At 55.2% G+C, this 11,674-nt stretch carries 10 protein-coding genes; 9 read left to right on the forward strand and 1 reads right to left on the reverse strand.

Translation table 11 applies throughout. The annotated features are described in order from the left end of the window. The first annotated feature begins 551 nt into the window (after positions 1 to 551). From HMPREF3170_RS06865 to HMPREF3170_RS11575, 8 genes are all read left to right on the forward strand, one after another. Positions 552 to 1,100: a recombinase family protein gene (locus HMPREF3170_RS06865; RefSeq protein WP_256365841.1), complete on the forward strand. Its 549-nt coding sequence runs from the start codon at positions 552 to 554 to the stop codon at positions 1,098 to 1,100. 399 nt (positions 1,101 to 1,499) lie between these two features. Further along, entirely contained in the window at positions 1,500 to 1,742 is a 243-nt protein-coding gene (locus HMPREF3170_RS06870) for a hypothetical protein (RefSeq protein WP_070478742.1), read from the forward strand. Further along, positions 1,739 to 2,104, forward strand: coding sequence for a hypothetical protein (locus HMPREF3170_RS06875; RefSeq protein ID WP_070478743.1), 366 nt, complete (start codon positions 1,739 to 1,741; stop codon positions 2,102 to 2,104). The genes HMPREF3170_RS06870 and HMPREF3170_RS06875 overlap by 4 nt, the downstream gene beginning before the upstream one ends. 120 nt (positions 2,105 to 2,224) lie before the next feature. After that, on the forward strand, positions 2,225 to 2,698 hold the full coding sequence (locus tag HMPREF3170_RS06880; protein ID WP_070478745.1) for a hypothetical protein: 474 nt from the start codon (positions 2,225 to 2,227) through the stop codon (positions 2,696 to 2,698). Beyond that, the gene (locus HMPREF3170_RS06885) at positions 2,698 to 3,144 is read left to right on the forward strand and encodes a hypothetical protein (RefSeq protein ID WP_070478747.1); all 447 of its coding nucleotides are present in this window, start codon (positions 2,698 to 2,700) and stop codon (positions 3,142 to 3,144) included. Before HMPREF3170_RS06880 ends, HMPREF3170_RS06885 begins: the two co-directional genes overlap by 1 nt. Before the next feature lie 49 nt (positions 3,145 to 3,193). Further along, a complete protein-coding gene (locus HMPREF3170_RS06890) occupies positions 3,194 to 3,766 on the forward strand; it encodes a hypothetical protein (RefSeq protein WP_070478749.1) in 573 nt (190 codons plus the stop codon). A gap of 79 nt (positions 3,767 to 3,845) precedes the next feature. After that, positions 3,846 to 4,847: a hypothetical protein gene (locus HMPREF3170_RS06895; protein WP_070478750.1), complete on the forward strand. Its 1,002-nt coding sequence runs from the start codon at positions 3,846 to 3,848 to the stop codon at positions 4,845 to 4,847. A 165-nt stretch (positions 4,848 to 5,012) separates the two neighbouring features. Next, positions 5,013 to 5,939, forward strand: coding sequence for an AcrVA2 family anti-CRISPR protein (locus HMPREF3170_RS11575; protein ID WP_141742238.1), 927 nt, complete (start codon positions 5,013 to 5,015; stop codon positions 5,937 to 5,939). 124 nt (positions 5,940 to 6,063) lie between these two features. Here the strand turns inward: HMPREF3170_RS11575 and HMPREF3170_RS06900 are convergent, their stop codons facing one another. After that, a complete protein-coding gene (locus HMPREF3170_RS06900; RefSeq protein WP_210385507.1) occupies positions 6,064 to 11,391 on the reverse strand; it encodes a DEAD/DEAH box helicase family protein in 5,328 nt (1,775 codons plus the stop codon). Between the two features lie 57 nt (positions 11,392 to 11,448). Between HMPREF3170_RS06900 and HMPREF3170_RS11850 the strand changes: the two genes are divergently transcribed. Continuing rightward, positions 11,449 to 11,674, forward strand: a 226-nt coding sequence (locus HMPREF3170_RS11850) for a hypothetical protein (protein WP_210385508.1), incomplete at its 3' end; no start/stop codon positions are given.

The raw sequence follows: 11,674 nt of genomic DNA on the forward strand, positions 1-11,674 counted from the left end.
CGGGGCAGGTGATTATAGAATCACCTGCCCCGCCCTGGTTAGTCCCCCAACGACTCACCAAGTGCTGCTTTGAATATTCTTATGAATCCTCGGCAACAGAGTATGGACCATGCGACAACAACAATAGCGAGCGTACTCACCATGCGGAAAGAGATCCTCAATGAAAGGTCGCATAGCCGCTTCCATTGTGCATTAGATGCCACCGATCTGCAATCAATGTTGTGCTAAGCCGGTGTCACTTCCGTTGCTGAATGCGACCGCACCAATCAGACGAGGAGCTTGCTGATCGCTGTCATGCGCATCGGTCCCTTTGCTACAACTGTGACCAACCGAGCGAAGCGAGGGCGGTAGCCCAACTGAGCGAAGCGAAGGCGGGAGTAACACAGGGTATGCCCCAGAGTTACAGTCGTGGACACCAGTGTGTGGCTGTAAAATAAAGTCCATTCAACCATTTCGTTACACAAGTAACGCAATGTTAAGACCCTAGCTTTACAACTCTGGAGATTTCTTTGGGATCGCAAACGGATTCACACGGACAGCGAGTAGGCTACGTGCGCGTATCGACTCTTGAGCAAACGAATCTGCGACAGGAAGAACTGATGAACGCATCAGGTGGCGTGGATCGCGTTTTTTCTGATAAAGCTTCCGCCCGAAGCCAAGCGGGACGTCAAGGACTGGCCGAGTGCATCGCATACGTCCGCGACGGGGATGAGCTCGTCGTTTCGTCAATCGATCGTCTTGCACGATCCCTTGCAGACCTACGCGAGGTCATCGACACCGTTACAGACAAAGGGGTTACCGTGACGTTTCTCCATGAGGGCCTGTCGTTCTCGAAAGACACTGCGGACCCACGTGCTGATCTTATGCTAGGAATTTTGGGCAGTTTTGCGGAATTTGAACGAGCGCTAATCCGAGAACGTCAAGCCGAGGGCATCGCAATAGCAAAGCGAGCTGGAAAGTATAAGGGTAGAAAGCGCGCGTTGTCACCCAGTCAGGTACAGGAACTACGCCAGCGCGTCAGTACAGGAGAGTCGAAAGCGGCCCTCGCACGCGAATTTGGTGTAAGCCGTCCTACCCTTTACCGAGCACTTGGCTCATAGCCTTACTGAAAGGCGAAAACCTCAAGCAGTCGCGTTTGTCGGGGGAACCAGCCCGCTAATGGGGGACAAGCGGGGGCCCGCGATAGCTCGAGGTTTTCTGGCGCATGAAGGAACTCCCCCATACGTTGAGGGCCATTGTACGTGATTCGCCCTACCAACGTGTGGGTTTTTGGGGTTTTTGCGATATGGGCGCACCAATTTCCATAGGCGGCAATTCCGGCGACGTCATTACCTCCCGGCTGCTTGGCGTTTTGCCTGGTGGTAGGGGTTTATGTAGTTAAAATATAGTCACGAACACACCCTCTTGATATGTCGTAAAATACGACATATACTGAGTGTAGTCGGCAAGGAAAACACCTCCTGGAAGAGGCCGCAAACACCGGAAAGAGAGTCCGAAAGATGTTCCTTATTGCAACTATCACCGACAAGACCCATGCCCCGCGCATTCGTCGCCAGCTCAAGAAGCAGGGGTTCAGCTACGTCGCCGTGCGGCGCGAGTGGGTGAAGAATTGCATGACCATTCGGGGTGCTCGCCTCGACCTGCCTAGTGCGCGCACCATCGACGGCGCAGAGATTGCGCTGCGCTCGGTAGATGAGATGCACACAATCATTGAAAACCGCGTAAAGGAGCGAATCAAATGACACCTGCAGAATTTAGGATTAAGCGCCGAGCGCTCGGCCTGACGACGCACGACGTCGCCGTCGCCTGTGATGTCGCGGAGCGTACCGCGCAGCGCTGGGAAACTACCCACCAACCCCCTGTGGACGCGTGCGTGTGGCTAGAGGGGAAGTGGACTGCTGCGGCGTCGGCGATTGACGAGGCGATTCAGCTTGCCGAGGAGCTTGAGCCGGAGCCTGCGAGACTTATCGCTTATCGACGTGACGGGGATGCGCAGGCGCGCCAAGGGATGTCAGCGCGAGAGCATGCTGCGCTGCTAGGGCATATTTCGATGTTGTTGACGATGGGCGATTTTGATTTTGAGGTAGTTGACCAGCCGGAATAGTGACGGAGCGGCCGGCGCCACCCCCGTTAGCTACCCCCGGCAAACATACGCCTTGCGTAATAGTACGCAGTGCGTCATAATGGAGGTGTCAGAAAGAGATCCCAAACAAGGAGAGACCCGATGCAGGACCTCACCATCACCCTCAGCCGCGAAGAAGTCACCAACCTCGCAATCCAAATCCTCGAAGCCTACGCCGACTACCAGCGCGAAAGCACCATCCACAAGACTCGCATGACCGACAAGGACTACATCTTCTGGGAAGGCGTCACGAACATGTACGAGGCGAACTTCCATGGCCAGCTCGAAGCAATCCGCACCATCCACCCAAAGCTCGCAGAGTGCATCGGATTGAGCACCGGAATCATCCGCCACGACCTCACGGAAGCGATCGGGAAGCACTTCGACAAAAAGCCACTTCGCCGCCCACGCAAGACCGTCATCCGCCAGCTTGAAGAGGAAGGCCGCCTCGGAGAAGCACAGAGCTTCGCCTACTCGATCCGCACCGACCTTGCTCGCAGCGCAGCTGACTACGCAATCAAAAGCTTCTACGGAGATATTGACGACGCAATCAAAAAATTCTACGGAGATAACTAATGCAGACCATCAATCCAGACACCATTGAGAAAATCGGACGCCTCATCGCCCAGACCGCGAGCGCCCTCGCGGCCGTCCAGGCCTCCAAAAACAGCGGCAATACCGTCGCCACCACAACCTTGCAGGGAGACCTGCAAGCCACCCGAGACGACTATGAGCTGGCTATCTCGCAGCTCGACGACATGCAGCGCCAGTGGGTGCAGACCATCTTCGCCGATGCACTCAAGCTCGCCGAGCAAGGCAAAAGCACAGCTGCCACCCGGGCTGTCTACCTCGCCCAAATCAAGTGGGCCGACGACCAAGCCCGCGAGCTCGAGACCGTCACCGACGACATCAAAGCAGCCCGAAAAGAATGGACCAAGGGAGCACTGTCTTACGAGGTCAGCGCCTATGAAATCGCAAAACTGTGCGGACGAACTCCCTCGACTGTCCAGCGCTGGACATAACATCGCCGCAGGCACTGAGCAAACACACCACCACCGAAAGGAACAAAAAATGATTGAGTTCACCAACAAAGCCCCACACCACGACAACGGTACCAAGTGGGACGCAAAAAACGACGGCAGGAAAGTCGGCACACTCACCGTCAGCAAGTACGAAACCGAATCAGGCAAGCCGTACTTTGCGACCGAGCTGTACAACACGCATGACAACCTCATTTCGCGTGGGGACCGCACAGACAGCATGCCAGACCTGGACGACCTCGCAGTGTGGGCGGGGCACGTCATCAACCTTGAGAGGCACGACGTAATCTCCGCAGACTTGGAGGACCCGGACGGGCATAAGCACCGCATCGTGTGGCGAAAAGTCGAAATCACCGGGTATGACAGCGCGCTGGAAAACGTGGGCGTGCGCTCGTACATCTGGGACAGCCCGAGTGATGCGCCGATTCTGTGGAAGTTCGTCAACGACGAAAAAGGAGGCTGGTACTATGCCCGCCCCACGGTAGAGAGCCCACGGGGTGACATTGCATGGCCGGTGGAGTCCCGCGAGGTCGAGCGGGGTGAAATCTTAGAGCCAGGCGACTTCTATCAGTGGGAGGACTTGGACGCCTGGCTGTACCGCTAAGCAACCACAAAGATCAGGCATAAACACCTCCCCAACGTGGGTAAGGACTGTGTAAGCAAAGAAAAACAAGGAAACAACCATGAACACCTACCAGCAACTCGCAGCAGCCACAGCGCGACGCATCAACAGCTGGGGTCCCGACGCTCCCGGCGTGGCCAAGCCGTTTGCCTCGCACGACAAGTGCGAAACCGTCACCTCCATGGACGATGGAGACACCGGCGTAATCGAACGCAATGACGACGAACGGCTCACCATCACTTTTGACGTGGACGACCGCAACCGTGTGACAGGCTGGCGGTACGCCTGCTACCACGACGAGGACGACCTCACCAGCTCCGATGCCTACCACACCGGCGGTTCCACCGGCAGCGTCGAAGACATTGCCTGGGACATCACCGAGTACGTCACCGACTGGCTAGACGAAAGTTTCCGCCCAACCCGTCACACCGACAATCTGGAACTGAACGCGCTAGCACTCACCTTAGAAGAAGACGACTTTTACTCTGTGAGTGTAGAGCGTGACGAGGACGGCTACAGCTACTTGGTGGTTGCACATGAAAATGACTTTTCGACCCACATTAAGCATGACTACTCGCACGACGGTATCCAGCGCTACCTCAAGTCCTACAAGTGTGAGGTGCTCAACCCGGAGGGCGGCTGGGTCTTCGAAACTTACGACGACTTGGACGAGTTGCGGGCCACATTGAAGCGCCAGGAGGCTATCGACCCGGACGAAGTCAGGCAGGAGTTCGTAAAACAGGTCGACGGCCTATTTGATAACGATGTGTGGAAGCTAGGCGATAGCTGGCTTAGCGATATGGTTGCCCACTGGGGTCCGGTGGACGAGGACGAGAACGAAGACCGTTACCGGGGCAAGGTAAACGCGATGGGAATTCAGGAGGTGTACATTGACCCACTCGGCCAGATTGAGGCCGTCAAGATGCTGGGTATGGGCGACTTCTATGGGGAGGAAACCGACGTGCTGCGCGGTGATGACTTGGCGCGGAAGGCTGCCTCGTGGCTGACGGAGGAAATTGACAGCGAGGGGCTGGACGCCCACGGAATTAACCCCTACCTGTGAGGGCGGGGGCTGTGTAAGCAAAAGAACCCGAAAGGGTCCCTGTCGGCCCGGTTGCGGATTGTTCCACCCCCGCGAATGCGGGGAACCGGGATGTAAAACAGTCCAAACACCATCGTGGCGCGGCACCTCCACCCGTGCAACATCACCCCAATAGGAGAAAACAAAATGATGAACTGGACCCCACTTGACCTACCATTCCTGGTAGAAAAAGCCCGCCTAAAATACCAAGACCTCATCGAGTTCTGGATGCAACAAACCATCGACGATGCAAAAGGCCTCGCCAATCGCATGGGACGCTCCGCCTTTACGCTGGCCAACGCCCAACTCTCATGGATAGACAGTGACCTATGCGACATGCTTTCGTCCGTCTCCCAAGATGTACCCGAATGGTCACCAGCCGCATGTATCCCTGGCCCGGTAGGTTTCGCAGGTTTCGAAACACCTTTTTTCAACGTCCCCTACGAATCATCCCTGGACAATTCCATCTTTGAACTGCCAGTCCGTGGCCTGTCATGGACACAGTTTGACGACGGGTTGGATATTTCATGTTGGGTTGCAGCAAGCGACATCCCCATTGAGCATCGTTCCCCACTGCGGACCGATTTAGTACTGGAATGCTCAACGACTCTCAAAGTCGGGATTAACGACGTACTGGATGGTGCGCAACGAATTGAAGTAGCTGAAACAACCGGCGGGCCACGCGGGCCCTACAAAAAAGCCGGTATGGTTTCGGCTGCTGTAGCGGGGGCACTGTTCCTATTGATGACACAGCCCCGTGTTGTTGCAGAGTCCGATACGCAGCCTGTACGAGTACGCAAACAAGGCATCGGCCCCCGTGGGGAGACAACCCGTGTGCCTGTTCGAGTATCAGTGAAATCGCTAGTGGTACGTGATTCATCCGGCGGAGGCGGTGGTGGTCGTCGAGGTAAAGCAACTTCGCGGTGGTGGGTGCGTGGGCATTGGAGGCAACAGCCTTGGGGTAAGGGGAGCAAACTTCGCAAGCCTGTATGGATTGCGCCTCATACGGCGGGAGCCGTGGGGGTTGAAGTTGATGAGCGTCCGTCGGTGCAGGTGTTTAGGGACCATGATTAGGGGGTTAGGGCATGAAAATACCCCCACCTACTTGTGAGGTGAGGGGCATCTTTTCCATGTAAGCAAAGAACCGAAAGTTCCTTGATCGGCTCGGCAACTGGGGATATTCACATCCTCTAGGTGCCTATTCGTTAGCGAGATCGGAACCGTCATCCTTATACGGAGCAAGATGGTTGCTTTCGGCGTTGTAGCTTTTTGCTTCCGGTCCAGCTGTGGCCGTTTTCCCAAACTGAATATGAGAAGTTGCAATCCCTAAACGCTGAGCCAGTCCAGTAGCGGGCTGTTTCGTTTCGGCAGGTTTCTCAATCTGATGGGGCAACGACTCACCGATCGCCGAAGATCGGATCGCGAGTACTTTTCGCTCGTACTCTTGCTGCGTAATCACACCGTTGGTAAACAGATGTTTATTTTCACGCAACTGTGCCTTAGCAATCACCTCATTGCGATCAAGCGTGTCATGCACTGCGATCGCGTACCCCTTGGTAGGGGAGAACTCCTGGGTCCAACCAGGCTTCCGGCCCTTGACTCGCATGCGTTCTTCGCGCTCAGCGCGTAACGCTATCGCTTCCGGACTCTGAGACTGATTTTCGAGATCAACCTGCAACGCATCAAAAGCAGACTTGCTTTCTACCAGCTCCTCCTCATGCACAAACGTGGTGCGATGGGCTTCCTTTTCCAACCGCTCCAGCCGATCGCGTTCTTTTGCAAGCGTCGCGGCAGCTTTCTGATTTGCCCGTGGGATGTCTTTCACGGTGTTTTCAAGCTGCGTAAGGATGCCGTATGCCTTTGACGACGCAGAATCGGGATTGTGGCTCAAAGCGTCACCAATTCCGGCCCTGCTCAAACGCGTAGAACGCAGCCCCACCGTGTCTGTCACAGTGATTTCAATTTCGCCGTATAGATAGCGTGCCTGGAGATCGACCCCGCCGAGCGTGATCAAAGGTTGTGGCTGTTGCAGCTTATTGTTGGCGATCGACGCACACAAGGAAACAATGTGGTTAGCTGCGTCAGCACGGTTCTCAAAGGTCTTCCCTCGAAACTCACGATGCCGGTGCTCGGCATCCGCGTCTCCGAATTTTTGGGCACGCTCCACTAACGGCTCCAGGCTGTCAAGCGTCTTGCCAAGCGATGTGATCTGCTGCTGCGACATCTTGATCGCGTATTCACGTGAACTGCGGGTCGCTTGCCATTCACGTTTCATCTGCGTGAGCTCGTTGATGCGCTTGTCGAGCTGGAACAGCTCAACGTAGCGATGATCGCCAGTTGCGATTGCTTTATTCATTGCTGCTGCATCCGCAGATGATTCATCAAGGGAATCCATTTGCCGCAGCGTTCGGTCTGCGGCGTAAAACTGATTGATGAATTTCTGTTTGCGGTACAGGGTTTGCCACATCACCGCATCAAACGTGCCAGCTGCAACGTAATTGAAAATGTCGATGTCGCTGTTCTGATTCCCTTGCCGGATAATGCGGCCTTCGCGCTGCTCAAGGTCGGCTGGTCTCCATGGAATATCAAGGTGGTGGAGCGCTACTGCGCGAGTTTGAATGTTCGCGCCAGTGCCCATCTTGGCAGTGGAGCCGATAATGACGTCAACGTCGCCTGCGTTGCAGCGACGATAGAGCTGGTCTTCTTTGCCTTTCCAATCGTGAATGAATTGCACACGATCGGGGTTCATACCTTGTTCAGCTAGTGCGGTGCGAATATCGGCGTAGATGTTGTGGCTGGCTCCTCCGGGAGTTCCTTGGTCACAGAAAATGATTTGGAGACCACCAGTTTTATCCGAAACAGTACCGTCCGGGTTGGTATACGCCTTGTCTTTCGTTTCGTTCCAGACTTTGAGGACTTGGCCAGTCAGTTCAGTAATACGGGCTCCTGGGCCTCCTACATCAAGATTTACAAGACGTGGATCAAGCGAGACTTTCTTTCCATCAGAAGCGATGGTCAACGCCATATCAATCTCCGGGCCAGTAACTTGGATCGGACGACCAAGTTCGTCGTGAATCGTGGCGTTGGTCCTAGGCATGCGCCGGTGATCTGGGTCGTTTTCCCAGTCATAGGTGGCACGGTAATCAAAGTCAGCAATAAAGTCCTTGACGTCTTGCTCGACTTCGAACTCCACGACGGTGTTCTTCCCGTCTTTCAGCTTCGGCAGAGCTCGAGTGGCATTTTCCTCGACCGCATCGCGGGTGACGACATCCATGAATTGTGCCGTGGCGTTGGCAAGCTCGCCCACGTTGACGTATTCGCATGTTCGTGTTTTCTGCCGCAAACCAGTACCAGATGCGTTGACCTCTACATCGGTGACCTGCTTTGTAAAGGCAGCAGCGAACCCGAGTACCGATTTCATGTGCAATTCTGCAGCTAGATCGGGGCGTAGATATTTCATCATGACCCAGATTTCAGCCAAGTTATTAGCGATCGGTGTACCGGTTGCAAACGTTGCCACCGGAGGACGAGGGTTGTCCGCAGTAGCCTTGTCTGCGCGAAGCCGTGCGAGCTTCATCTCCATATCCATTGCGCGATGGGACCCTGCACTGTTGAGGTCATCGACTTGGGAGACGCGACCCATGTTCTTGTAGTGGTGAGCTTCGTCGACAAAGACGTAGTCGCATGGGGTTTGCTCAAAGGACAGTGCGTCGTCGGTTCTTGCCTGTGCTTGTTCGACCTTTTTGATCAGCGTCTTGGCTTGGCCTTGGAGGTTTTTCACCGTCACCGAAGATTGATCTGCTCCGTTGGCTCTGGCTTCGTCAACAGCGGCGTTGATTTCTTCGATCTTGTTGGTGAGGTAGTCAATCGTTGCGTCTTTGCCAAGCGGAATGCGCTCAAAAACACTTTGTGGAACAACGACAAGATCCCAGTCCCCAGCGGTGGTTTGTGCCACGAACCGCGCGCGATCCGCTTTGGTGGATACCCCTGCGGCGGACAAAACCTGCGTGTTCGGGTACCACTGGAGTGCTTCGCGGGTGATTTGGCCGGCGATATGGTTTGGAACTACTAACCAGGGTTGTTTCGCGATCCCGAGGCGGCGCAGTTCGGCTGCGCCCATCATCATTGAACCGGTTTTACCTGCACCAACGACGTGGTTGAGGAGGACACCGGGTTCGCTGATAATGCGTTGCACTGCGTTGCGCTGGTACGCATACGGGGTGAAACTCTCGCCGAGCCCCGGCAGTTGCAAGTCCGCGCCGTCGTATTTCGGTGCGACGTAGGCGTTGTAGATCTGATTGTAGGTTTCAAGCACTTCTTGACGGCGCGCAGGATCACTAAGCAACCAGTCATTGAAGTCATCAGCGAGCGATTCAGCCTTGCGCTTGAGGAATGTCGAAGCCTGCGGGTTTTCCTCTCCCGTATTGTGCTGTTCTCGCCACGCAGCCGACCATTTCCCTTTCGGCGCAGTCAGATTCAGCACCGCTTGGAGTGTCTTGAACGCCGGGACTGCTACGCCGTCGTTCCTATTGCAGGCAACACCTTGGTTGTGCGCGTTTGCGGCAGTACCTGCCGCCTGGAAGTTGTAACGGGTGCCATCACTATTATTTGCAGCAATGAGACCGTAGTTATAGTCAGCGTCTCCGCCAAAGTCCCACTCTTTTGTATCAACTTCGACTTCCCATTGATCGCCTGTAAACAGCACGCGCGAGCCAGGTGGGGCTTGGAGACGTTCAATAAGGTAATCCGTGTAGTAGTCGGGATTGATCCACGTTGCACCAGGACGCACGGTAATATCTTCGACCCATTTGGGCTGCACAGCTTCCAGCGCTGCAACGTTGGATTGGAAGGATTCGTCGTCACTGGCACGAAGACGAGCCTCTGCGAGCTTGGTCCGCACGTTGCCAGAAAGATAATCACGAGCAGTAATCAGCGATTCCGGCTCTTGCGGATCACGGAACACAAGCCCCTCGTCAAGAAGCTCACTTGTTACAGACTCACCGCTGCGCCCAGTGAGAGTAGCGATTTCATCAATCACTACAGTGCCACGAAACGCAAGCACCGCGTGAAACGCATCAGGGACGGAATCAGTAGGTTGCGGCTCTCGAGCGATACGTGCCGGGTTCGACACAAAGATCTGTGCTTTCCGCGCTTCACCGGTATCGTCATTGAAAATTTCAAGCGCCAGTACCTGCGCCATTTGAGGATCATTGAGGATCTTGGCGAGATGCGATTGCACACGTGCAGGCTTCGTCGCTAACTCTTGCGCCTCCTGCTCCAGTGCCTGTTGCGTTTCGTCATCTAAAGGATCGTGCGGGTCGAGATTGTGCTCAATGCGGTAGGAAGCTTCGACTTCGACGAGCGCTTCACGAATCGCTTTCGCAGTCGGCTTGCGCTCAACCAGCTCAAACCTGTTCACTGGACCGTACTTTGCGACATAGGAATCGTAGAGCCAGTTCAGTCGCTGGCGCGCAGCTTTTGCCGTGTCGGGATCATCGCTAGAGTCCGCGCGACGCGTTTCGAGCACTGCATCACGCAGATCAATGAGACTGACCCATTCAGCAGACAAGCTCTTGCGTCGTGGTTTGACTTCCTCCCAGCTGTGGCCGTCGTGGTGGTATTCCTCAAACAGCACTGAACCATCTGGCTGGTATTGATACCGCAACGTTCCAGGAATTGGTGTCTCTTCACTGGTCAGCAGGAACGTGTTGTATGCATCGTCCGACTGGTAAGGCGCAGGACTAAAAGTAAGTCCTTGAGAAATTTGGGTGTCGAGCGACGAGCTCAGCGCGGTTTTAAGGCGTGGCCCTAGATCAGAGATGTCACCGTTAACTGTGAGCTGTGGAGCTCCGAAACGGTTCGAGGTAATGGCTTTCTCGCCAAGGAACAAGGACTCATCGCTTGCAAACAATGAGTTCAGGCGAACTGCGGAACCATCGTGGTCAACAATCGAAGATTGCAGCCACTGCAGCGACATTTGTGTTGGTTCGGCATCAGCCTCGCGGCCTCGGAACACGAGAACATCGGTAACGGTGTCCGTGCCTGCAATCGCTCGGAATGTTTGGCGAGGCAAGCGGTATGCGGCAAGCAGATCAGCTTTCTGGATCATTGCTGCGCGTGCTTTATCGGAAGCGCTATCCGAGGTACCAGTGCTTGTGATAAATGCGGCGTAACCGCCTGGCTTGAGGAGGGAGAGGGAATGGTTGATGAAATGGTTGTGTGGCAGGAACCCGTCCGGGTTGGTCGAGTTGGTGCTGATGACTGTGTCGCCGAAAGGAACGTTGCCAACAACCGCGTCAAAAATGGGTTCGTCGCTGTCGTGGTCGGCAAACGAGTCAATGACCACAGTGGTATCTGGGTAGAGCTGTGAGGAAATGAAACCACTGATTGGATCGATCTCCACACCAGTTACGTGGCCCGTATCACCAAGTGCTGAAATGAAATTGCCTGTACCGCTACCGGGTTCGAGGATGCGGCCTCGATCGACACCGGCTTCGACAAGGGATTGCGTAATCGCTTCTGTCACCGCTGGAGCGGTGTAAAACGAGTCTGTCGTCGTCGCGGCGAGCTGAAGGTAGAGCGCTTGGTCGTTAAGTACTTCACGGAGCTCTTCGCGGGCTTCGAAAAATTCAGTATTACCGTCATCAAATACAGTTGCTGCCGCACCCCAACCTGTATAGCCTGCGAGGACACGCTGTTCGTCAGCAGTCGCCCACCTGTCCTCGCGCAGAAGCTGCTGTGCAAGACGGATTGCCTCAATATTGGCTTGAACGCGCGCTCGCGGCGAAGACGCAACCCGTTCCAAGCTT

It is taken from the genome of Corynebacterium sp. HMSC08D02, assembly GCF_001807505.1.
Classification (GTDB): domain Bacteria; phylum Actinomycetota; class Actinomycetes; order Mycobacteriales; family Mycobacteriaceae; genus Corynebacterium; species Corynebacterium pseudogenitalium.

Coding starts and splice junctions, on each gene's coding strand:
- HMPREF3170_RS06885 (WP_070478747.1), top strand. CDS start 2,698: ATGCAGACCATCAATCCAGACACCATTGAGAAAATCGGACGCCTCATC.
- HMPREF3170_RS06880 (WP_070478745.1), top strand. CDS start 2,225: ATGCAGGACCTCACCATCACCCTCAGCCGCGAAGAAGTCACCAACCTC.
- HMPREF3170_RS06875 (WP_070478743.1), top strand. CDS start 1,739: ATGACACCTGCAGAATTTAGGATTAAGCGCCGAGCGCTCGGCCTGACG.
- HMPREF3170_RS11575 (WP_141742238.1), top strand. CDS start 5,013: ATGATGAACTGGACCCCACTTGACCTACCATTCCTGGTAGAAAAAGCC.
- HMPREF3170_RS06890 (WP_070478749.1), top strand. CDS start 3,194: ATGATTGAGTTCACCAACAAAGCCCCACACCACGACAACGGTACCAAG.
- HMPREF3170_RS06870 (WP_070478742.1), top strand. CDS start 1,500: ATGTTCCTTATTGCAACTATCACCGACAAGACCCATGCCCCGCGCATT.
- HMPREF3170_RS06895 (WP_070478750.1), top strand. CDS start 3,846: ATGAACACCTACCAGCAACTCGCAGCAGCCACAGCGCGACGCATCAAC.